We start from the raw sequence: 23906 nt of genomic DNA, 5'->3' as shown, positions 1-23906 counted from the left end.
TTATTGAATTTTCAAATTCAAGTTTAAAAACCCAAATCAATTTTTGATCTGAAATCACCTTTTCAAATAGATCCCTTTGGCCATTGCCCATTTTGAAATAAATAGTCAAATTGAACGCTAGAAAACAAAATCTATTTAGATTTTAACTTACATAGCTGCTTTATTCGCACTACATGATCACCATAGAATACCTCCCCTACATATTTTTCATTATCGCATTGTTTTACAGTTCGGTAGGTTTTGGTGGAGGCTCTAGCTATCTCGCGATCATGAGTTTATTCCTCACCAATTTCTATGAAATCAGATCCACTGCCTTGATTTTAAATATCTGCGTGGTGACCATTGGAACACTGATTTTTATCCGGAATAAGGTTTTCGACCTAAAAACGTTTTGGCCATTTCTGGTCTCAAGTATCCCTCTCGCCTATCTGGGAGCACAATTAAAGCTCTCCCAACAGGTTTTCTTTTTAATTCTAGGCTCATCATTGATCCTTTCCGGCATCGCCATGATGCTTCGATATATTCAAGCCAAGCTTGTTTCGCATGAATTTAGCCTGATCAAAAAGCTAGGACTTGGAGGAAGCGTGGGCTTACTTGCCGGAGTTTCGGGGATCGGTGGAGGAATTTTTCTAAGTCCTACCCTCAACTTATTGAATTGGGCAAACCCCAGAACCGTCGCTTCTTTGGCTTCAGTTTTTATTCTTGTCAATTCTATTTCCGGTTTAGTAGGTCTGACTGTGGCGGATACTTTTCAAGTGGATCTGGATTTAATCTGGAAACTGATTTTGGCAGTAGTGCTTGGAGGAAGTATTGGATCTTACCTTTCCAATAAGAAATTTAATCTCAGGTTTTTGGGTGGATTAACCGCTGTTTTGGTGATTTACGTGGGGTTAAGATTGGTTTTGATCCATGGATTTGGCATCAACATTTAATCATTGAGATTTACCTAAAGCGATCGGCGTTTGGTTTAACATTTCCTATTAAGGTCTTTTTGAAATTAGTAAAAGCCTGTAAGAATTATAGCATCCTTTTTTATTTAAAAGTAAAAGCTCAACTCATAGGATAAGATCAGTCGTTACCCTTTTCTCGTTCTTGGGAAATCGAAACAATAAAGGCTAAAAACGATTGTCTTTAAGAATGATCATTTGATTTTCATAAGGATTCAATTTTTATAATTCCTTATCTTAGAAACAAATACAGAAAAAGATGGCACAATATAAATTATCGATTAACGGAAAATCCCTGAGCGTTGACGTAGACCCGAATACACCCATGCTTTGGGTTCTTCGAGATCATCTGGATTTGGTGGGCACCAAATTCGGTTGTGGAATTGCGCAATGTGGCGCCTGCACGATCCATATGAATGGTACAGCTGTTCGCTCCTGTCAACTCCCGGTTTCTGCCGCTATTGATGCGCAGATTACCACGATCGAGGGAATCTCAGAAAATGGTGATCATCCAGTGCAAAAAGCATGGCTGGAACATGATGTGCCGCAATGTGGCTATTGCCAAGCCGGACAAATCATGTCCGCAGTAGCTCTTTTAAAAGAAAACCCAAGTCCCAGCGATGAAGATATAGACAATGCAATGAATGGAAATATCTGTCGCTGTGGAACATATACGAGGATCAAAGCAGCCATCAAAACTGCAGCTAAAACAGCCTAACCCAAGAGATCATGACATTAGTAGATAAAAAATTAAATAGAAGATCCTTCCTGAAAGTGTCCACGCTGGCGGGAGGAGGAATGATGCTGAGTTTTAGCTGGCTGGCAGGTTGTAAGCCTACTCCTGAGGAAGTTTTGACCATGCCCAAAGAGTGGTTTGAATTAAACAGTTACATCAAAATCGGTGAAAACGGTGCCGTCACCTTATTCAATCCAAACCCGGAATTCGGTTCGAATGTGAAAACTTCACTACCAATGATTCTGGCAGATGAACTGGATGTGGAATGGAAAAACGTCTTTGTCGAGCAAGCTGATTTTTATCCTGAGCGTTTTGATCGTCAATTTACCGGAGGTAGTCAGGGGATCCGATCAGGTTGGATGCCATTAAGAACAGCAGGTGCCACTGCTAGACAATTAATTGTAAATGCTGCAGCCCAAACATGGAATGTACCCGCTGAGGAAATCAGTACAAATGCAGGATTTGTAGAGCATCAAACTTCCGGAAAGAGAGCTAGTTATGGTGAAATGGCTTCTTTAGCAGGGACATTAGAAGCCCCAGATCCTGAGACAGTTAAATTAAAGGATATTTCAGATTTTAAAATCATCGGAAACTCCAAAAAGAATGTGGATGGTACGAAGATAGTTACCGGAAAACCCATGTTTGGAATAGACCATAAAGTGGAAGGAATGAAGTATGCGGCGATCGTACAACCTCCGGCTTTTGGGATGCAATTGAAGTCATTTGATAAAAGTTCGGTGACTTCTATGCCAGGAATTCAGGATGCATTCGAAGTGAAAATCTTCAAGGATGATTACGGAAGAAACTTTTTTGATACGACCACATTCCCTACAATAATTGCGATCGTAGGAAATTCTACCTGGGAAGTTATGCAGGCGAAGAAGAACTTGAAGGCAGAATGGGAAGAAGCTCCTGATTCAACTTTCCCAATGGCAGGAAGAGGTGGCCAAAACATGGATATCAAAGTTCCGGGAGGATTGGAAAATTCCGAAACGCATAAAGTGAAAATGGCAGAATACATCTCCAAGCCAGGAAATGTGCTTAGAAAAGATGGAGATCCAGAAGGAGCGTTCAAAAAGGCTGCAAAGGTGCTGGAAAGAACCTATACTGCTCCCTTCTTGGCTCATAATACCATGGAGCCGATGAATTGCTTTGCCGATGTAAAAGGCGACAAAGCGGTAATTTATGGCCCAACTCAAGCTCCTGAATTGATTAGACAAACCATTGCTGCGAGTTTGGGGATTCCTCAGGAAAATATTCAGATCAACCTAGCCAGAATGGGTGGAGGTTTTGGAAGAAGAGCTTATAGCCATCATATGACTGAAGCTGCTTTGATTTCACAGAAAATACAAGCCCCAGTTAAAATGGTTTATACCCGTGAAGATGATATGAGTGCAGGTGTATATCGCCCAACTTACTCAGCTACTTACCGAGCAGCTTTGGATGATAACAACAACCTACTTGCGCTGCATGTGAAAGCTGGAGGTATTCCAGAGTCTCCAATTCATGCCAATAGATTCCCTGCTGGAGCAATTGACAATTATTTAGCTGAAGGCTGGCAAATTGAATCCAATATTACAATCGGAGCTTTCCGTGCGCCACGATCCAACTTTATCGCAGGTGCTGAACAAAGCTTCCTGGATGAATTGGCAGAAGAAATGGGCAAGGATCCGATTGAATTCAGATTGGAATTGCTGAAACGAGCAGAAACCAATCCAGTGGGTGAAAACAACGATTATGACCCGAAAAGATATGCTGGGGTTTTGGAATTGGTGAGAGAGAAATCCAACTGGTCAAATGTACCAGCAGGAATTTCCCGAGGGGTTTCGGCCTATTTCTGTCATAATTCCTACGTGGCTGAGGTGGTGGACATTACCATCAAAGACAAGCAACCAGTCGTAGAGAATGTATATGCTGCAGTAGATTGCGGCATTGTGGTAAATCCAGATGCTGCCGCCAATATGGGCGAAGGAGCTATTGTAGATGGAATTGGAAATGCATTTTATGGGGAAATGGCATTCGAAAATGGAGCACCAACCAAGAGGAACTTTGATACTTATCGAATGATCAGACATAAGGAAGCTCCAAAGAAAATTGAAGTGCATTTTGTACAAAACAACGAAGCACCAACAGGTTTGGGAGAACCTCTCTTCCCTCCTGTATTCGCAGCTTTGGGTAATTCACTTTACAAAGCAACTGGAAAACGTTTGTACGAACAGCCTTTTCAGCCACAGCTTTTGGAGATGGAAAATTTGAAAATGTGATTTAATTCCACCAACTAATTGAGCCAGCTGCAGTTTTGTAGCTGGCTTTTTTTATGCCTGCTTTTGACTTATGTCATTGGTTTTAAATGTATATACAATAAATACAAAAACATTGAACTTTTATTAAGGCCTTTGCATTTAGCTTCATGTAACAATGATTTTAAAAAACTAAACCAATATAAATTCATTTATCATGGCACTATTAAAAGACCTAGAGTGGAGATACGCCACTAAAAAATACGATCCGAATAAGAAGGTATCCCAAGAAGATGTAGATAAGATTGTGGAAGCGGCAAGATTAGCTCCTACCTCATCTGGAATGCAACAATTCAGAGTTTTTGTGATTTCTAACCAAGAGATTAAAGACAAGTTGGTCGCAATTTCAAACGGACAACAAATCGTCTCTGATGCCTCCCACGTGTTGGTTTTTGCTGCTTGGAATAAGTATACAGAAGAAAGAATTGACTCAATTTTTAAATTGACCACCAAAGAAAGAGGTCTACCAGCAGATAGATTTGTAGATTATACCAACCGTCTTAAAGCTGTTTATCTGAAGCAGACTCCTGAGGAAAATTTCGCGCATACCGCAAGACAGGCTTACATCGGATTTGGATTGTCAATCGCACAAGCTGCAGAGTTGAAAATTGATGCTACTCCAATGGAAGGCTTTAATTCAGAACAACTTGATAAACTTCTTGACTTGGATTCAAAAGGACTGAAATCTGTTTTGATGTTGCCGATCGGCTATAGAGACGAGGAAGGCGATTGGCTTCTTCCAATGAAAAAAGTCAGAAATCCTAAAGAGGAATTTGCTGTGGAAATTTAAAAAATGAGGCTGTCTAATAATTGATTTTTGTCACTCTGAGCACTTGAGAGACGGGAGTCTCGAAATCGAAATGTCGCCAATTTCGCTTCAAAAGACCTTTGATATACGCGACTTTTGTCGCTCAAGTGCTACCAAAGACAGATTGATATAATGGCATGGTATGCGTGTCAGTCCGAGCACTTGAGAGACGGTAGTCTCGAAATCGAGGACCCTTCGACTCCGCTCAGGGTGACCCAAATCCCGTTTTTAAGGCCAACTTCTGTCATTTCCTTTTTGTCTGTTTGAAGAATTTTTAAGACTCAGGGTGACAAATTTTAGACTTTTGAGACTACCTCATTTTATTTTATACAGATGATTCATCTACCAAAACATGAACATTGGGATGTAGCCAAAGAAAAGATACCGGAAGCTGTGTATTGATTTCCTTGTTCTGAAGCTTCTCAAAAGCCTCTTTCTTACCTTTCCCGGTAATAAAAAGGAGGATCATTTTCGAGTCAAGAATCGCTTTCATTCCCAAGGTCATTCCGTATTCCAATGGAACCCCTACTTTTTCAATCATTCCACTTCCCAAAGTCTGATCGGTCAATTTCGCTACGTGGCAATCTATCTGAAGTTTATCAGCAGGTTCATTTAGTGCTATATGTCCATTTTGACCTAAGCCCAAAATACAGATATCAATATTCCCTTCTTCCTGCAGCGCAGCATCCACTCGTTTGCATTCTTTTTCCGGATCTTCGGCCTGATCATTAAATGCCAAATACCTCTCATCTGGAATTTCTATTTTCTGAAGAAGCTTGTTTTGCACATCCTTTTCAGAGGAAAAATCTGATCCGGCCGGTAATCCAACCCATTCATCCAGTTTCACTACTCTCATCCTGTTAAAAAATCCTGGATGCTTTTCATGCTTTTGATGCATCAACTTGTACAATCCTGCCGGGGAACCACCACTAGCTACACAAAAAAGCAAACTGGGGTTTTTAGCTACTTCCAGATGTACATAATCTGCACCTTTTTGACTCATAGATTCAAAATCAGGACAAAATTCAAATTTCATAAGGTTGGTTTTTGGGTTAATAATGCCTGCTCAATTTTAGAATTTACAGGTAATTGAAAATATAAATTTCTAAGCGATTTAAGCTTTTTTATAAGTCAAATTATACGAATTTAATTTTCCATGATCGAAAATTGACCTCCTTAAACCTTGGTATTCAATCAATTATTACAGAAATTAAGGAGGCATTTTTTGCATCATTCAGTAAAAAAAACAGCATGAAAAATTGAATTTTTCTAATTCCAATTTTTAACAATCAATTCTATGGTAACTCACTACATTATCACAAACCGGGAAGTCACCTCCCGAAAAAGTAAAAGCTACATCTCTGTCAACGAAAAAGAATTTATGAGAATGGACGGAGATGAAGAAGCAAGACATAATCTCCGTTATGGAACCGTTTCTTTCGATCCCAAAAAAGCGAAAAAACTAAAAGACTTTAAAATCCAGATTATACCGGAAGTAGAGGAAGCGACATTGATGAAGTACACAGATGGAGCTCCAATAAGCAAGGCCAAATTCCCCTCTGGGCAGATTTTTGAAGAATTGTATAAAGCCGGTGCCAAGGCAAAATCGCGGGAAGACATCCTAGTTTTTGTCCATGGCTTCAAATCAAACTTGGAGACGGCAATGCAGACCTTAGCTGAATTGCATAAAAAATACGTGGAGCCGGAAGATTCTCCGATTTGTCATATTGTGTTATTCACCTGGCCAGCCAAAAAACAAATGCTGAAATACCGATCAGATGCTTACGATGCCTGTCAATCTGGATTTGCTTTGGCTCGGTCCATGGCAAGTCTTCGGGAATACTTCAAAGAAAAACTGGTCAAAGACAGACAACCTATGTGTGAGCAAAAGATTCATTTACTCTGCCATAGCATGGGAAACAGGGTTTTAGAAAGTATGATCACTGGATTGGCTGACATTGGTTTTGAGCTTCACTGTCTCTTTGGCGAGATAATCTTAGTCGGATCCGATATTGACTATGATGCGCTGGAAAAACCAAAACCCATGTATAAGATAATTGACCTTGGCGAAAGAGTCCATGTTTATTTCCATAATAAGGATCAGGCTTTGGGTGTGTCAGAAGTGACCAAAAATGCCTTTAACAGATTAGGTAGATGGGGTGCAAAAAATACTTTGAGTTTGCCAGATGATATTTACCAATGCGATGTGACAGACATAGAAGACGATAAAGGATTGCTTCATGATGTGGTTCACCATTGGTATTACACTAATTCTGATTCCGTAGTTAAAGACATTACTGCAGTCTTTTGGGGAGGAAAATCAACATTTAACTTTTAAGCCAAAGACATGAGATTTTCTGATTTGCATTGCCACAACCATATGAGGGCTCATTTTTGGATGCAGGAACAACGAAAACGCTTCGAAAGAAGAGGTGAATTCAGTCCCTGGACAGTTATCGCTTCTAATCGAAAGGGGTATTTAAAAGGGAAAATGGGTGCATCCTACAGCCAGACAGACCTTGTAAAAGCCTGGAATGCCAATCTTCGACTGACGTTCAACTCTCTTTATCCTTTGGAGAAATCTTTTGTAAAAGGCTTTAAGCCAAAGTTGGGCGATGATAAATGGACCCGATTTTTGATTTCTTTTGCGACCAGCCATAAACTCCCTTTCCGGGATTTTATCCAAACTGCCTACATGAGAATTCCTGATGAAGCGGTTGATTATTTCCAGTCCTCAGCCTATGATTATTGGGAATCATTAAATCGGGAAATGGAATTTGTCACCAAGGATTCTGGCAAAAGAATCAAGAAAAATGAGGTCTTCACTCCTGGGTTGGCAAGAAGAATTTTTGAATCTGAAAAAACCCGGAAAAGTAATTTCCCAAATGAAATGGTCGCGGTGGATGCCAGCTATAGAGTTCCTCTTTCCAAAGAAGAATTGAATTCATCAGTTGAAGATGATAATGAAATCACGATGGTTTTGACCATAGAGGGAGCTCATTCTTTGGGAACAGACAGAGCGACAATTGCAGAAGTTTCGCGTAGAGTAAAGCATATCAAAAAGGAATGGCCAACACCTGTTTTCTTCATCACCTTTGCCCATCATTTCAACAATAAATTATGTGGTCATGCCCATTCCATTCCAGATCAGGGAAAGGCATTATTGGATCAATCTGAGTTAATGAATGAAGGGTTTAACGATAATGGAAGGCGAATTCTAAGGGAATTTCTAGGCTTGAATAAAAAGTTGGAAAAGGATCCAGAACTAGGTTACAGGATTTTAATAGATGTAAAGCACATGAGTGCCAAATCTAGGAAAGAATATTATCAAGAGGTGGTTTTACCTTGCCTTGAAAAAGGGGATGTGATCCCTGTAATCGGCTCGCACTGTGGCTATTCAGGCATTCCTTCTTTAGATAAGCATATCGAAAGGATGGAAAATGAGGTAGATGATTACTGCGATGATTCAGGGTTATTCAACTCTTGGAATATCAACCTTTGCGATGAAGACATAGAAATAATCGTAAAAACAAAAGGTCTCTTTGGGCTATCATTTGACCAAAGAATCTTAGGAATCACTGATAAGGATAAAGACAGCAAAAGAAACGGAATTCAATTGCTTTGGGAGAATATCGAGGGGATTGTGAAAAGCGCCTATGGAAATAAAAATCTATCCGAGGAAGAAAAACCAAACATTTGGAAGTGTATCACTATTGGAACTGACCTCGAAGGATTAATTGATCCGGTAAGCCCCTATCCCACTGTTTTGGAATTTGAGGTATTTGCTGGAAACTTAATTTTTGAAATTGAGCAAGCTCGAAAAGGAAATGCTCCAAAACATCTGGCTCATCTAAAATCATTGGATGATGTAAGAAAAACGGTCGAGGATTTTTGCTTTAACAATGCCGCCAACTTTGTGAAGCTGCATTATCCAGATAAAACTTGAGGAGAAGTCGATTTACCTTTCCTGAGTGAGTGTGAAAATGTTTTCAGCGTCTACTCCTCTGACTTCATGCTCCACAGAAACCGGGATTTCATAGATATCAAATTCAGAAAACTCAAAAACCTTTCCCTCTATTTCAAATTCGATTTTTCCTTTTAGCATAGTCAAAAGAGTTGGAACCGTTGTATGATGTTTTTTAAGCATTTGACCTTTCACAAGAGCTATGGAAAAAAGATTGAGTTTATCAGTTTTATAAACTTGAAGGACTCCGGGTCTTTCTTCAGATAATTTGATGTTTTTGAGAATATTCATGGGTTCATTGATTTAAGACTGTCGGATTTCTATTTTTCCAATTTAAGAAAAGAAAATCCTACAGGCTAAAGTCTTTCCTTTCATGCTATTCAAACTAGTATTTACCAGGTGTGTCTTCGCCAAATATTTCTTTTACTACCCATCCTTTTCCCCACTCTTCTTTTTCTTGCTCAGTCCATAGTTCAGGATAGAAAATCACTTTTTGAAAACGCGGAGGCAAATACTTCTGCCAGTTGGTACCGCCAGTTGCTGCGATATCAACAGGGTCTTTTTGTAGGTATCTGACAGCGGATTTATAATGTGCCAAAGGCCAAAAAACATTTGCCTTTAAATCGAATTGCTTCATAGCTTCTATGAGTTCACCCGATTTATCAGGACAATCTATGTATTTCTGCCACAGATTTTTACGTCTATAGGATTCAATTATCTCTTTAAGCTTTTTCCCATACTTTAATTCAAAATTCTTCAGGGTCAAAGTCTTCTCTCCAGTTGCCAATTCAATAGCTCCCTGTTGCCAATAGAGATGCTCAAAAAGATCATCGGCAGGGCTATGGTAATCATGCTCTTCTCTGTTTTTCAAAGCGACCAAGTTAAAGGCATCAGCAGCCATCAATTCGATTTCTCTATACTGGGCAGACTGAAATCCACTGGACGGAAGAAGCGACATTCTGAATTTCAGGAATTGCTCCCTTTCCATCCCCTTCCACATCATCGCAAAAGAACTGATCAAATGATCAAAGTACATATTGATCCGTTCCAGCCTTGAAACAAAAAATTCGGATGTAATCGGTTCCTGAATAGAAATCTGCTCCATTTCAGAAATGATCAATTTGAAGTACAGTTCAGTAATCTGATGGTAAATGATAAAAATCTTCTCATCAGGAAAGGATGTTTTTGGTTGCTGAAGTGAAAGCAAAACGTCCAAATTGATGTATTCCCAATAAGTCAGATAGTCGGCATAAAGTAAGCCTTCCAGATAGGAAAGCATGTCTTGTCCAGATGCCTTGAACTTGCTCTGAAGCTGTTCTATCTTATCTAGAATTTTCGGATCAAATTCCTCTTGTTTCATCTGTAATTTATTTAAAAAAGATAGACTTTTAGGAAGCAATCTATTTACTTCGAGCAAGTCAGAATTTTGTTGACTTGACAAAAATCACTGATATATACTAATTAACCAAAATCCCTTAGAGGCAATGGCTACCCAAATATCCCAAAAGAAAGACCAGTTTGAAGGTGTTGATTTCCTGCAAATCGATGATTTATTGACAGATGAGCATCTTTTAATCCGCAGCTCCATGCGGGATTTCGTCAAAAAAGAAATTTCTCCTTATATCGAAGATTGGGCTCAAAATGCTCATTTTCCAAGTGAAATAGTTAAAAAATTTGGTGATGTTGGTGCTTTTGGTCCTCAAATCCCAGAGGAATATGGAGGTGGCGGACTGGATTATATTTCCTATGGATTGATCATGCAGGAAATAGAGCGTGGAGATTCAGGAATGCGATCTACTGCTTCTGTTCAAGGTTCCCTGGTCATGTACCCTATCTATAAATTCGGTTCAGAAGAACAACGGAAAAAATACCTTCCCAAATTAGCCTCAGGAGAATACCTCGGCTGTTTTGGACTGACAGAACCTGATCATGGATCCAATCCAAGTGGCATGGTTACCAACTTCAAGGATATGGGAGATCATTATCTTTTGAATGGAGCCAAAATGTGGATTTCAAATTCCCCTGAAGCAGATATCGCCGTAGTATGGGCAAAAAATGAGGAAGGAAGAATCCATGGATTAATCGTGGAACGAGGAATGGAAGGCTTCACTACTCCTACCACCCATAATAAATGGTCACTTCGGGCTTCCTGTACCGGTGAATTAGTATTTGACAATGTGAAAGTGCCAAAGGAAAATCTACTTCCTGGCAAATCAGGTTTAGGAGCTCCATTGATGTGTTTGGATTCAGCACGTTTTGGAATAGCCTGGGGAGCGATCGGCGCTGCGATGGACTGCTATGACTCTGCCAGAAGATATGCTGCAGAGAGAATTCAATTTGACAAGCCTATCGCTAGTTTCCAGCTGGTTCAAAAGAAATTATCAGAAATGCTCACCGAAATCACCAAAGCCCAGCTTTTGGCTTGGAAAGTAGGCAAGATGATGAATGAGGGCAAAGCAAAGACAGTTCATATTTCCATGGCAAAGCGAAACAATGTGGACATGGCGCTGAATATCGCCCGTGAAGCCAGACAAATTCATGGAGGAATGGGGATTACAGGTGAATACCCAATTATGCGTCATATGATGAATTTGGAGTCCGTGATTACCTATGAAGGAACCCATGATATTCACTTGCTGATTTTGGGTCAGGAGATTACTGGGATTCCGGCATTTAAGTAAAGGGGTATTTAACCGCAGAGAGCGCGGAGGAAAAAGTAGAGAGCGTGGAAGAGAGATTAAAATTTAGAGATAAATCCTTGTAAAAGAAAGATATATGAAAAATGTAAGTAAGAGGTTTTTTATTCAGACATGTTATCATCTATTGTAGGGAAAGACAAGGAATGAAAAAATACAGTAGAAAAATACCACTTGACAATTTGAAACTTCTATTAGCAAGAAGTGGAAATCAATGTGCCTTTTCAGATTGTTCACATCCAATTTTTGATGACGATAATTTATTTGTTGCTCAACTGTGTCATATAGAAGCTGTATCGCCTAAAGGTCAAAGATATAACCCAAATAAGACAAACAGAGAAATAAACTCAATTGACAATCTTTTATTTCTTTGTTATCGACACCATAAAGTAACAGACAATGTTGACTTATATACCGTTGAAAAACTGAAAAAGATAAAAGCCAATCACGAATTAAGATTCAAGGAACATTCATATGATTATCCAAAAGAAGTCTTGACAAATTTAGTATTGGAAATTGAAAACTTTTGGACGCAGGTAGACCAATTACATTCTGAACATATCGTTCCTGAATTAGCGGTTCCAATTGACTCAAAAAAGGATATTCTTGCTTTAATAACAGAAACACAAGAATATCTAGGGCATTTGGGAGAGGTAAATTCAGTTTTAATGAATGAATGTAAAAGAACACATTTTGAATATGTTTGCTTAGCCATGCCTAACTTAATAACAAGACTGAGTATTGCAATTGACCAAATAGAAATCAAATATTTAGAAGAGCAAATACTCAAAAAGCCTGACAGCGAAGAATTAATGAACAAACTAAAAAAAGTCAGAAAGGAATTTGAAAATATTGCTAAGCATGCTGGGCTTGCAGACTAAAATAAAATAACAACAAGTACTAACACGGGTATTGCATCAGGCGGAGTGACTTGCAAATCAGGAGCTTTGTGTAACTACTCAAGTTCAGTGTAGGTTGACAGTTTTGTACTTCGAAACCTGCCCGAACGCAAAGCCCGAAAACGTTAAGTGAACCTACCTAAAGCATAATGCCTAACCCCAAAACCAAACAAATTCTCCGAATCCTCTTTATTCTTGCAAGTATAGGTTCGCTGTATTTTGTTCCCTGGCCTTTGGTGAAAGCTTGGATCAGACCCCTACCCGACTCGGTTCAGGAACAATTGGAAGAAGGTATCGAGCAAGGCTTTGATGGAATGATTGTTTACGTGGATCAGGGAGGCAAACCTGCAGAATTCTATGCTGCGGGTTGGCATGATCGGGTAAAGAAAATACCTGCTTATCCGCAGGCATTGTTTAAGATTGCCAGCATTACCAAGCTCTATGTGGCTGTTTCCCTCGCTAAACTGGTGAAAGAAGGGCGTCTATCATTGGATAAAACATTGGCGGAGTATTTTCCGGAATTGGCTGGAAGAATTGAGAATTCAGATAGAATCACACTTAGAATGATGGCGCAGCATCGATCAGGCATTCCCAATTATGTAGATCATCCCGACTACTGGACAAACCCTCCAAGCAACAAACAGGAGACTCTGGATTACGCGCTGGATCTACCAGCTGATTTTGAACCGGGAGAAAGCTACGGTTATTCCAATACCAATTACATGCTGATCTCTGACCTGATCGACAAGACCGTTGGATATCCTCACCAGCAATATATCCAGGAAGAGATTCTGACTCCACTAGGGCTTAAAAACACCTACACTTCCCTGAGTGAAGTGGATATGGATGAAGTTATGAGTGGTTATTACGTGGGACTTGACCAGGATTTTAAAACAGAAAACAATGGCTTAATGCTTGCCACTGCTGAAGATGTGGGGATTTTCCTTCGGGCATTAAATGATGGTTCGGTTTTCAAAGAAGGCGAACAAGAAATCTATACAGACATTTATGTGTACGAGCACACCGGTTTGCTTCCTGGCTACCAAAGTATCGCCAAGTATCACAAAGACATTGATACAATCGTGATCCAGTTTAATAACACTGCTAATTTTACCGGATACGATTGGAATCTGGCAGAAATTATCTACAATCGAGTGGTAAAAATTGTGAGAAGAGCAAGAGAAGACTGAGCGGAATTCACACTCTTTAATCTTCAAATTCTTCTGGAAGCTTCATCCAAGTCGTTGCCAGGCCTTTAATCGATCCACCCGTGCATTCTCGACAGTTATTGGTTTGAGTTTGTTCTAATTTCCCGTTGATATAGATATTCACGGTTATATCTTCCGATTCCATTCTTTCTGTATCACCGCAAGTAGGGCAATCGGCTGTTCCATGGATAGTTACTATAATGGGTGAAATTTTTGGTTCAAATTCATATTTCCATCCACTCGGAAGAGTACTTGAGCCTAATTCAGTAGTGTTTATTCTTTGACCGTTTTCATCATCAAATTCTCCATACCATTCTGCTCCTCCACTGGTGATTACCTCGTAGGTAACTTTTACGACTGGTTTCTCATCTTCATTTTCACAGGAGAAAAGGAAAAAAGAACATAAGATTAAAATAAAAAAAGACTGCTTCATGGTTAGTTTATTTTGGGCCATAATGATTTGTAAATCAATACGTAAAACAGTATCAATTTGCTACAAAAAAGCCTTTTATTTTATTTTTAAGATTCTTCCAAGGAAGACTTGTTGATCTAAACCTTGAACTGAAATCAAATAAGTACCATTTGCAATAGCACTTACATCCAAAGTTATTTTCGTTGGACTTTCGCTTAACAAGTTGATGTTTTGCTTCAGCGCTTTTCCATTCATGTCAAATACTTCCCAAGTATTAGGAATAAATTCAAGGTCACCGGTAGATTCAATCGAAACTTCAGAGGATACAGGATTAGGGTAAATTTTTAACTCTCTGGATAAAACAGTTCCATTAATCAATCCAGAAATGGTTACTTCAACTGGCCCTAATTTGGTTTTACATCCAGCTTCATTTGTTAACTCAACAGTGTAAATACCCATTTGATTTAGAGTAATTGCTCTTTTTGTTTCACCTGGAATTAACTCCCCATTTCTAAACCATTGGTATTCAAAATCTCCTTCCGGTGCTCTCAAAATATTCCCATCTTCCACAATCTCTCCTTCCGGCTTTTCGAAGGCTTTCACTTCTAATTTTTCAGTTTCAAAAAGGCATCCGCCCTCATATCGGATCACTGCATGATAAACACCACCGGTTTCAATCGCTAGAGTTTTCCCAATTTGCCCTTCCAGTTCAACTCCATTTCTTCTCCATCTCACAACCTCAAATGCAGCATCACTGCTCAATTTGATCTCCCCATTTTCTCCTATACAAATGCTTTCGGGTCCAGAAATGGTTACAGGTTTAGTAACAAGGGATTTAACAGTAACAATCGCTGTTTTTTCTGTCACATTCCCAGCAATATCCACAGCTCTTAATTCCACTTGTACTTCCTTACCTATATGCTCGCAGTTCAAGGAAGTTTTATTGATCGTCAACTCTTTCACTTCGCAATTATCAGTGAGTTGACTCACGAAATCCTCAGCTTTTAAAGCCACCTCTCCTTTTGTTAAATCCAGTTCAACTTCAATGTTTTTGGTTACCAAAACCGGAGGTAAATTGTCTTCAACCTTGACAAGTATCGATTCTTCCCATGTGTTTCCTTTGGAGTCTTTGATAGTAACTTGAACAGTATTTTCTCCCAAGTCTTCACATTTGAAGACATTTTTACTCAAAGTGATAATAAGGTCGTTTGAGGGAGCACTGATGAAAATATTTCCTTTGGAAAGCTCAGCAAGGCCATTTTCATTTAGAGGAAGTTCGATCCTTTCTTTCAGATGAGGATATGGTTTTTCTCCTGTTCCAGGATCTTCTGTAAACTTGACTTCTTTGGAATCAGTAAAAACAGGACAACCATTTACGGGAAGTATCTGCGCAGAATAAATTCCTGACTCTGTTACTTTAAATGACTTTGAGGTACTGGTTGAAATTAAATCATCGCCTTTGTACCATCCCAAAACTGAATAAGAGAATTCAGAACCTAATTCCAATTGAATTTCGGATCCAATGACCCCAGAAGACGCCCCGTTGATACTGATTTTCTTGCTTTGGGCTTTTTCGATTCTGACAGTAGTTACTCCTGAGGTAGTATTTCCGGATTTATCTTTAACGGAAACTTCCACTTGGATTACTTCATTTAAATCTTCGCAACCAACGGTTTTGGGGCTAAAATTGATTTCTAAATCATTGCCACAATTATCAGAAAAACTGGAGATGATATGTTCTCTTAGAATCTCAAATTTATTGGATTGTGTCACATCCAGCGATCCAACAAATTCCTTAAGAACAAGAGTTGGCTTGATGTCGTCGAGGACATTGACCTTGACTGTTCCTTCCCACTTCACTACACCCTCCGATTTTATTTTAACCTGAACTTCATTCAAGCCTAAATCATCACAGGAGTAAGTTAGTGATCTCGAAAAATCATAAACATAATTCTCAGAATAGCCCGAAGTGAAATAGTCTGAAGCCTTGGAAATCACTTTCCCATCTGCATCAAGCTTCAAAGTCAATTCTTCTTTAAAGACTGGCGCTTCCTCTATTACTCTTAGAGGTATTTTGAGTTGGATTTCATCTTTATATACTCTTCTCTCTACCCTTAGCAGATTATAATTCTGGTCAAGAACTGGAAATGCATAAACCGGAGTAAATCTGATATTGGCAAATTGATTCTCTCCTTCGGTAACCTTTTCAAGATTCACCTCAAGATGACCATAATGCTTTCCTCCGTCTACCAGTACTGGATTGGTCCCCGTAGTATTCCAAATTTCGGCTTCACTTTGATCGGCAGTCCATTTTCTATATGGATTGTAATCCAAAGTATTCAATGGATTCCCTAACCAATCTCTTTTTTCTCCGCGCATTCCATCACCAGCTACACCGACATCGTAATACATGATACCTTTCCCATCTCCATCCTCATCGACAAAGCTTCTTTCGAATAGCTCATCGTGCCCAGAGAAAACAGCAATCACACCATATTGCTCCAGAAGAGGATTTAGGACTTGCAGAGGTGTTCCCACCTGTCCTATGGATAATTCATGATTCAGAGGAACTCCATGTTCGCCGGAAGAAAATGCGATATGATGATACTGGACAAAAATCAACTGACCTGCCTCGCTGGCTGCTTTCAGATTAGCTTCCAGCCAAAGGTATTGATCAGAACCGGGGCCAAAGCTGCTTAGGTCTTTACCTCCATTGCTTACATATTTGGAAGCTGTATAATTCTCCTGAGTATCCGTTCCAGGTTCGGTAAATTCTTTTCCCGTCAATTTTGTCTGACCATCAAAATCCGAAGGATGCTGATCTGGTGTTCCATTGCTTGAATCCAAAGTTAGAATTGTCACCGGGCCATAATCACTTCGATAATAGCTTTGTCTATGTTTTTGTAAAGGATCTGAGCTGGGTGTTTCAAAGTATGCATGAAATCTACTTCGGCCTAAAATTGGTAGATATGCTCCCCTCTCATTAAACTCATAACCTCCATTGATTGCTCCAAAAGATTCCCAATTTCCCAGTGCAGGAATGATGGCATATTGAGATAGTCCTTTGCCCAATTCTCCGGCATTTTGCCTAAAAAACTCATCCCAACCTGGTTGATATCCTGCGCCTTGCACCAAATCACCGGGCATAACAATAAAATCAGGAGAACGGTCATTGACTATTTTAAGGTTTTCTCTGTAACCTTTTTCCTCCGTAAGCATGTAATTTGGCAACTCAATTCCCTGCTCCACAGTGCTACCAAATTTCTGTTTCCATAATTCTGGAACAGTGGTAATTGGCCTAAATAATGGCGTACCGGGATACCAAGCCCGATTTGTAACTCTTCCTCTTGGATCCGTTTCCGAATCTGCCAAAGCAATAAATCTGATTTTATCCCAAGATTCTTTAGAGGGAGGAGAAATAAATTGTTCTGAAAAGGATTGTCCACCCAATTCAACTGTATAGCTGATGTTTTTTCCAGGAGGAAGGGAAATCTGAATTTGATACTTAAATGACTCCTCACTCCCTATCCAACTCCCCTGCTCCAATCCATTTAACACCTGATTTTTTTCTGCATTGGTATAATACAGTTCTGGCATTGATTTGCTTTCTACAGCTTGGTTCAATAAAGTTGAACCGGATTGATCTACGATTTTTATAGAACTGCTCGTAAGTGAATTGCTAAACCAGGTTATTTGGACTTTCCTCTCGCCATAAACTTGGATATAGGGATATATTCGGAATGGATTAACCTCAAAAAAATTCCAAGAAGTCCCAAGAACAAGGACCACGATGATTCCTAATAAAAACCTCTTTCTCATAACAATAAAAATTCCTGAAGTATCATTTAAAGCTACTCCCTATTCTTTATTCATCAAATAAAATTTCGGGAATTCAAAAAAATCATTTGATAAATTAAGCTATTCCACTCTGCTCTTTATAATAAACAACTGAACTGGATTTACAGGATCATTGCTGAATACATAAATATTCCTCTGATCAATTCCTTGACGGCCTTTAGGATCAAATGTTATGCGAAGATCTACTGTTTCTCCTGGATTTAATTCGGTTTTTGGAATTTCTAAAGTCAAACACTCACAATTCCCTTGAATTTTTCTGATTTCCAGAAGTCTTTGACCTTTGTTTGTAATACTAACTACCCTATTTTGAATAGTTTTTGAAGAAATTTCTTTCAGATCGATTTCTTTGGTTCCCAAAACTAATTGGGGAACGACGTGGAGTTCATCTTTCGAAAATGGCGGAAAATATTCGAATACTTCAGCAATCACCTGAATTGGAATTACGGATAAAGAATCCCAAGAAATAGCAAACTGATCTTCCACGTACCCCAATTCATTTTTGGCGGCTCCATCAAAGGAAACCTGAATCAAACCTCGCTCTTGAGATCTCACAAAATCCTGAACCTGAGAAATTTCAATATATTCAGGCACATTGAATTTTAAGCTATCTGCATAAAGCGTCTCGTCGCCGAAATTGTAAAATTCCAAAAACTTAATTTTCGGGACATTGGTAAAGACTTCTCCCATATTCAATTTTGGCAGTCTAAATCCAACATTCGCTATTTTTTGAGGATATATTTTATCCGGATTCTCTGGATAAGGGATTGCTGTTCCTTCTAAAAACAGAGTATCCTGAGTATCCTGAAGGTTCCCTTTGACGATAATCATCCGGTTAAAATATCCAGCTGCAGAAACTGGATCGAAAGATACCTGAAGCGTACCGGTACCTCCTACTGCAAGAGTATCACGGGTAAAATCTACAGTAGTACAACCACAATCTGTCCAAACATCCTGAATGTAAAAAAGAGAGTCCTGGGTATGCGTAAATTCAAATTCGGCGATTTGCTTTCCCTGCTCTTCAAAAACAGTCCCTAAATCAACTTTATTGACTTTCCATATCAGCTTTGGAATCACAGTTTCCTGAGCCTGAACGGATTGAATTAAAAACACTAAAACTAATACTAAAGGAAAGGGTAATCGATTTTTGATCATGCTGCAATTAACGTATAATTTCAAATGGATTATATCCTGTTTTACTTAATTTGCGCCAAAATTAAACAAATGGCACGAGTACTGACAGGCATACAGAGTAGCGGAAGACCCCATTTGGGAAATATCCTAGGGGCGATCGTTCCGGCTATTGAATTGATCAAACAGAACAAAGAGGAATCATTCATTTTTATTGCGGATCTCCATTCATTGACTAGTTCCAAAAATGGGGAACTGAGAAAGGAAAATACGCTCGCAGTAGCTGCTGCATGGCTTGCCTTTGGGTTGGATATCGATAAAACTGTCTTTTATAGACAATCCAGAAGACCTGAGGTGGCAGAATTAACCTGGTATCTGAGCTGCTTCACTCCTTTTCCAATGCTGGCAAACGCTCATAGTTTCAAGGATAAATCGGAAAGGCTTGCTGATGTAAATGCAGGATTGTTTACTTATCCTGTTCTGATGGCTTCAGACATTCTGCTTTACTCTGCAGATCTAGTTCCTGTAGGAAAGGATCAAATGCAACACCTGGAAATGACACGTGATATCGCTTCTACTTTCAACAGGATCATGGAGGAAGAAATTTTGACTATTCCTGAAGCTAGAATTGATGAGGTGGTCAAGACTATTCCTGGCACGGATGGTCAAAAAATGAGTAAGTCATATAATAATTACATTGATATCTTCCTGCCGGAAAAGCAGTTGAAGAAAAATGTAAATAGTATTATTACTGATAGCACTCCTCTAGAAGAACCAAAAGATCCTGACACTTGCAACGTCTATAAACTTTATAGCCTGATTGCCACAGAAGAGCAAACCCAGGAGATGAGAGGTAAATATCAAGGCGGTAATTATGGTTATGGTCACGCCAAAAAAGAGTTTATGGAATTGATCCTAGATAAATATTCAAAAGAGCGTGAGCTTTTTAATTATTACATGGAGCATCCTGAAGAAGTAGAAAAGAAGCTTTCTGCTGGTGAAGAAAAAGCCAAGTCTGTTGGCGAACCAATACTTGAAAAAATCCGAACCAAATTGGGATTCAGATAAAATAAAAAAGCTGCTTTAAAAAGCAGCTTTTTTTGATTTAAAGCGGTTTGACTTAGATAAACTCTTTGAAAACCACGCTGGCATTATGCCCTCCAAATCCAAAGGTATTACTCAGTGCAACCTTGACTTTTTTCTCCATTGCCTGCTGACAAACAATTTCCAAATCTGATGGAATCGCAGGATCAAGATTCTCGGTATTGATTGTTGGTGGGATCACTCCATCCGTGATGGCTTTAATGCTGAATATCGCCTCAATTGCGCCAGCAGCACCCAGCAAGTGACCTGTCATTGATTTCGTTGAGGAAAGATGCAAGTTTGTCTTCTCCCCATTGCTAAGCTTTGAAATAGCTTTGGTTTCTGAAACATCCCCTAAAGGTGTTGAAGTAGCATGTGCATTGATATAATCTACATCCTTAATAGTTAGACCAGCTTCTTCCAATGCGAATTTCATACAATGAAATGCTCCCAATCCTTCTGGATGTGTTGCAGTCATATGATAAGCATCTGCAGTCATAGCTGCTCCTACTACTTCTGCATAGATTTTAGCACCTCTTTTTTTAGCATGCTCATATTCCTCTAGAATTATTGCAGCTGCACCCTCTCCCATTACAAATCCATCTCTTTCTATATCAAAAGGCCTAGAAGCTTTTTGCGGTGCTTCATTTCTAGTGGAAAGTGCTTTCAACGCAGAAAATCCTCCAATAGATGCTTCTGATATTGGAGCCTCAGAACCTCCGGTTAAGATCACTTTTGCTTTTCCCCATTTGATGTAGTTAAAAGCATCCATGATCGCACTGTTTGAAGTGGCACAAGCAGATACCGGAGCATAATTGATTCCCATCATTCCGTACTTCATAGAAATCATTCCTGAAGCCATATTTCCAAGAAATTTCGGGATAAAAAATGGATTGAAACGTGGGTTGGAATCATTCTCCACAAACTCACGCATTTCCTTTTCGAAGGTATTCAAACCACCTTGGCTAGTACCCCAGATTACTCCAGCATCAAATGGTGAATCAAGTTTAGAAACCTCTAAACCAGAATCTTCCATAGCTTCGGAGGCTGCATAAAGACCGTATTGGGTATATAAATCAGATCTTTTCATTTCATTTCGATCCAATTTTAAACTCGGGTCAAAACCATCTAATTCGGCAGCAAACTGGGTTTTAAACTTTTCTGCATTAAAGTAAGTAATAGCAGAAGCCCCGCTTTTACCATTTTTGGCATTTTCCCAATTAGATCGAACATCCAAACCTAAAGCAGAAAGTGCTCCCAATCCGGTGATAACAACTCTTTTTGAATTCATAATTCAATTTAAAATCATTTGATAACAAAAGTAAATACAAAACCCGGCAAGAGCCGGGTTTCAAAACGTTTGATGTGCGTATTACCTACTTCTCCAAAGAACTTTCAGAGGATTTCCATTGATGATCATCAGGATTCTAACTGGATTTGGCACCAAAACCAATCTCACATCCTGTCTATCAAACTGATCTGATTCGATAGGAACTCCTTCTCTTCCCAAAACCTCATAGCTCACGATACCTCTCGCGTCTGGAAGTAAAGGTTTGTATTTATTAGCCAAATAGGCTGTAGGAAGCAATATATCCGTGTCGGATTTTAATACTTTATAGATTTTTTCAAATTCTGGTTCTAGAATCTCTTCGTAATCGGCATTGAAATCATCCTCCAAATCGTGAAGTTCTTCTTCCAAATCATCATAGTTGGCATCACTATAATCCATTTCTGCCAGGAGATTTCTTTTTTCTACTATTTCGGTGAGCTCTAAATCCAGCTTATCCCAATTCATTCCTTCTTGATTTTTTGTTAACGAAAACACAAAGATGGCTAATCCCTTTTTTTAAGAAGAACATATTTCAAAGAAATTAACTAATCAGTAGAATTTTTCCATTTCTACCAGGCTTATGATAGGCTTTTAGAGCCTCTTCAAACTGATCTAAGGTGAATTTACCGGCTATATCTATTTTGGAATCATCTTTCAGAAGAAAATCGAAAACTGTTTTGAAAGCCATTTTCCTCTTTTCAGCATCCGCATTGATAATCCAATCTGTCAACCAGAACCCTTCCATTCTTAAAGCTTTGAAGATCATTAGGCCACTATTCAGCGGGATATTCTCAAGACTCAATGCACCAAATACCATCAAAAGTCCACCTTTTCTCAGTGAAGAAAGGGCTTTGGCTCCCAAAATACCACTGACAGCATCAAAAGCTACATGCACTCCACCATCGGTATTTTCCTGAATGATTTTTTGAACTTTTTCCTTCTCAGAATTTATTACTAAATCAGCTCCTAAATCTGTTAATAACCCTTTCTGTTCCTCATGCCTTACAGTACATGCAACCCGGATTCCTTTAGCCTTTGCCATTTGTATAGCAAATTTCCCAAATGCGGATGCACCAGCTGTAATCAAAAGCCAATCTCCCTCTTTTAAACCTGACTTTTCTATCATGCAATAGGCCGTCATTGGATTTACAAAAGCCTGACAGGCGATTTCAAAGGACATGGCATCAGGAATGGGAATAATGGAAGAAACAGGAATGCAAACATAATCCTTCCAGGTGCCAGCAGCCGTAAACATGACCCTAGTGCCTTTTGGAAACTTCCCAGAATCATCAGGAACTTCTACGACCCCACTTGCTTCAAACCCCGCACTGGATGGCAACTTTGGCAAAATCCCATACCTCCCTTGAATAAACATCAAATCTGCAGGGTTGATATTTCTGGCTTTGACTTGAACCAAAACTTCTCCTGATTTTGGGCTGGGAACCGGAGAATCCACCAATTTAAGAACCTCTTCAGGCAATCCCGTTTTTTCAAAAATGATCTCTTTCATAGCATCCTATTAATTTCCAGAAACGTGAATTTTGAATAAAACTATCGATTTATTCCAGCTCATGGGTTCTCTCAGTACATTTTTTTATATCTTAAGGTTTACTCTCTTACCTCAAAAAATATGGATTTATCGAAAGTTTTTTCGCTGGATGGAAAAGTTGCACTAATCACCGGTGCAAGTAAAGGAATCGGATTGACCATCGCAGAATTTTTTGCAGCAGCCGGGGCAAAAGTGGTTCTAAGCAGTAGAAAACAAGAAACTTTAGATAATGAGGCCAACAGACTTCGCTCCAAAGGCTATGAAGCTACCGGCATTGCCTGTAATGTGGGAAATATGGAGGAGCTACCCGGTTTGGTAGAAAAGACCATTGAAATTTATGGACAACTCGATATTCTAGTTAATAATGCAGGGACAAATCCAGTGTTTGGACCAATCCATGAAACCAGTCTGGAGGCCTTTGATAAGATTATGGATGTCAATGTCAAAGCAGCTTTTGCCCTTTGTAATCTTTGCTTTCCTCATTTAAGAAAATCTTCTTCTGGTTCTGTTATCAATATCAGCTCCATTGGGGCAATTTCTCCTGAGCCAGGATTAGGCGTGTATAGTATCAGTAAGGCAGCATTAGTTTCCCTGACCAAAGTCTTTGCAAGAGAATGGGGAGATTCCAAAATTAGAGTAAACGCAATTTGCCCAGGAATTGTGAAAACCAAATTCTCCGAGGTATTATGGAGCAATGAAAAAATCCTTGCTTATATGCTCAAGCAATTGGCTATAAAACGCATCGGAACCACGGAAGAAATCGCTGCGCTGGCTTTATTTTTAGCTGCACCGGGCTCTTCTTACACCACTGGTGCAATTATGACTGCAGACGGTGGATTTACAATTTAAACAAGTCGAAAACATACTATTTACTAAAAGAAAAATTCAATTTTTTTCATTATTATCTATAGTAAGAGCATTTTTTTGAGGATAAATAAAAAATTAATTAATCCGATAACTTTCATGTTCTCGTAGGTGTTATCGATTT

At 39.2% G+C, this 23906-nt stretch carries 20 protein-coding genes; 11 read left to right on the top strand and 9 right to left on the bottom strand.

Annotated elements, in window-relative coordinates:
- Positions 1-173 precede the first annotated feature (173 nt).
- The 4 genes from FHS59_RS06845 (at position 174) to FHS59_RS06830 (ending at position 4773) form a co-directional block, all read left to right on the top strand.
- Positions 174-932 carry a sulfite exporter TauE/SafE family protein gene (locus FHS59_RS06845; RefSeq protein WP_184494261.1) on the top strand — a complete coding sequence of 253 codons (759 nt, stop codon included), beginning with the start codon at positions 174-176 and terminating at the stop codon, positions 930-932.
- 274 nt (positions 933-1206) lie between these two features.
- Positions 1207-1665 carry a (2Fe-2S)-binding protein gene (locus tag FHS59_RS06840; protein ID WP_184494259.1) on the top strand — a complete coding sequence of 153 codons (459 nt, stop codon included), beginning with the start codon at positions 1207-1209 and terminating at the stop codon, positions 1663-1665.
- 11 nt (positions 1666-1676) lie between these two features.
- The gene (locus FHS59_RS06835; protein WP_184494257.1) at positions 1677-3947 is read left to right on the top strand and encodes a xanthine dehydrogenase family protein molybdopterin-binding subunit; all 2271 of its coding nucleotides are present in this window, start codon (positions 1677-1679) and stop codon (positions 3945-3947) included.
- A 193-nt stretch (positions 3948-4140) separates the two neighbouring features.
- Positions 4141-4773 (top strand): NAD(P)H-dependent oxidoreductase, encoded by a 633-nt coding sequence (locus tag FHS59_RS06830; protein ID WP_184494255.1) that lies wholly within the window; start codon positions 4141-4143, stop codon positions 4771-4773.
- Between the two features lie 343 nt (positions 4774-5116).
- On the opposite strand, the gene FHS59_RS06825 is transcribed toward FHS59_RS06830, so the two are convergent.
- Entirely contained in the window at positions 5117-5827 is a 711-nt protein-coding gene (locus FHS59_RS06825) for a 6-phosphogluconolactonase (RefSeq protein ID WP_184494253.1), read from the bottom strand.
- Positions 5828-6088: 261 nt separating this feature from the next.
- On the opposite strand from FHS59_RS06825, the gene FHS59_RS06820 reads away from it, so the two are divergent.
- Positions 6089-7129: an alpha/beta hydrolase gene (locus FHS59_RS06820; protein ID WP_184494251.1), complete on the top strand. Its 1041-nt coding sequence runs from the start codon at positions 6089-6091 to the stop codon at positions 7127-7129.
- Between the two features lie 42 nt (positions 7130-7171).
- Entirely contained in the window at positions 7172-8737 is a 1566-nt protein-coding gene (locus tag FHS59_RS06815; RefSeq protein ID WP_184494249.1) for an amidohydrolase family protein, read from the top strand.
- Between the two features lie 12 nt (positions 8738-8749).
- Here FHS59_RS06815 and FHS59_RS06810 read toward each other — a convergent pair whose 3' ends face one another.
- Entirely contained in the window at positions 8750-9046 is a 297-nt protein-coding gene (locus tag FHS59_RS06810) for a cupin domain-containing protein (protein ID WP_184494247.1), read from the bottom strand.
- Positions 9047-9140: 94 nt separating this feature from the next.
- A complete protein-coding gene (locus FHS59_RS06805; RefSeq protein ID WP_184494245.1) occupies positions 9141-10115 on the bottom strand; it encodes a tryptophan 2,3-dioxygenase family protein in 975 nt (324 codons plus the stop codon).
- 124 nt (positions 10116-10239) lie between these two features.
- On the opposite strand from FHS59_RS06805, the gene FHS59_RS06800 reads away from it, so the two are divergent.
- The 3 genes from FHS59_RS06800 (at position 10240) to FHS59_RS06790 (ending at position 13540) form a co-directional block, all read left to right on the top strand.
- Entirely contained in the window at positions 10240-11436 is a 1197-nt protein-coding gene (locus FHS59_RS06800) for an acyl-CoA dehydrogenase family protein (RefSeq protein ID WP_184494243.1), read from the top strand.
- A gap of 161 nt (positions 11437-11597) precedes the next feature.
- Positions 11598-12332, top strand: a complete 735-nt coding sequence (locus tag FHS59_RS06795) for an HNH endonuclease (protein WP_184494241.1) — start codon at positions 11598-11600, stop codon at positions 12330-12332.
- A gap of 167 nt (positions 12333-12499) precedes the next feature.
- Positions 12500-13540, top strand: coding sequence for a serine hydrolase domain-containing protein (locus FHS59_RS06790; RefSeq protein WP_184494240.1), 1041 nt, complete (start codon positions 12500-12502; stop codon positions 13538-13540).
- A gap of 16 nt (positions 13541-13556) precedes the next feature.
- Here FHS59_RS06790 and FHS59_RS06785 read toward each other — a convergent pair whose 3' ends face one another.
- From FHS59_RS06785 to FHS59_RS06775, 3 genes are all read right to left on the bottom strand, one after another.
- Positions 13557-13991, bottom strand: a complete 435-nt coding sequence (locus FHS59_RS06785) for a hypothetical protein (RefSeq protein ID WP_184494238.1) — start codon at positions 13989-13991, stop codon at positions 13557-13559.
- Between the two features lie 75 nt (positions 13992-14066).
- On the bottom strand, positions 14067-17789 hold the full coding sequence (locus tag FHS59_RS06780) for a T9SS type A sorting domain-containing protein (RefSeq protein ID WP_184494236.1): 3723 nt from the start codon (positions 17787-17789) through the stop codon (positions 14067-14069).
- 99 nt (positions 17790-17888) lie between these two features.
- A complete protein-coding gene (locus tag FHS59_RS06775; RefSeq protein WP_184494234.1) occupies positions 17889-18980 on the bottom strand; it encodes a DUF1573 domain-containing protein in 1092 nt (363 codons plus the stop codon).
- A gap of 69 nt (positions 18981-19049) precedes the next feature.
- On the opposite strand from FHS59_RS06775, the gene trpS reads away from it, so the two are divergent.
- Complete coding sequence (gene trpS / locus FHS59_RS06770; protein WP_184494232.1) at positions 19050-20024, top strand: tryptophan--tRNA ligase; 975 nt, start codon at positions 19050-19052, stop codon at positions 20022-20024.
- 52 nt (positions 20025-20076) lie between these two features.
- Here trpS and fabF read toward each other — a convergent pair whose 3' ends face one another.
- From fabF to FHS59_RS06755, 3 genes are all read right to left on the bottom strand, one after another.
- Positions 20077-21330, bottom strand: a complete 1254-nt coding sequence (fabF, locus tag FHS59_RS06765; protein WP_184494230.1) for a beta-ketoacyl-ACP synthase II — start codon at positions 21328-21330, stop codon at positions 20077-20079.
- A gap of 81 nt (positions 21331-21411) precedes the next feature.
- On the bottom strand, positions 21412-21834 hold the full coding sequence (locus tag FHS59_RS06760; RefSeq protein ID WP_184494228.1) for a hypothetical protein: 423 nt from the start codon (positions 21832-21834) through the stop codon (positions 21412-21414).
- Positions 21835-21910: 76 nt separating this feature from the next.
- Entirely contained in the window at positions 21911-22879 is a 969-nt protein-coding gene (locus FHS59_RS06755; protein ID WP_184494226.1) for a zinc-dependent alcohol dehydrogenase family protein, read from the bottom strand.
- Between the two features lie 120 nt (positions 22880-22999).
- Between FHS59_RS06755 and FHS59_RS06750 the strand changes: the two genes are divergently transcribed.
- Positions 23000-23767 carry an SDR family NAD(P)-dependent oxidoreductase gene (locus tag FHS59_RS06750; RefSeq protein WP_184494224.1) on the top strand — a complete coding sequence of 256 codons (768 nt, stop codon included), beginning with the start codon at positions 23000-23002 and terminating at the stop codon, positions 23765-23767.
- Positions 23768-23906: the final 139 nt, after the last annotated feature.

The organism is Algoriphagus iocasae, from assembly GCF_014206875.1.
Lineage (GTDB): Bacteria > Bacteroidota > Bacteroidia > Cytophagales > Cyclobacteriaceae > Algoriphagus > Algoriphagus iocasae.
Note: the sequence above shows the minus strand (reverse complement) of the source record. Positions and strands in the feature narration are given on the sequence as shown.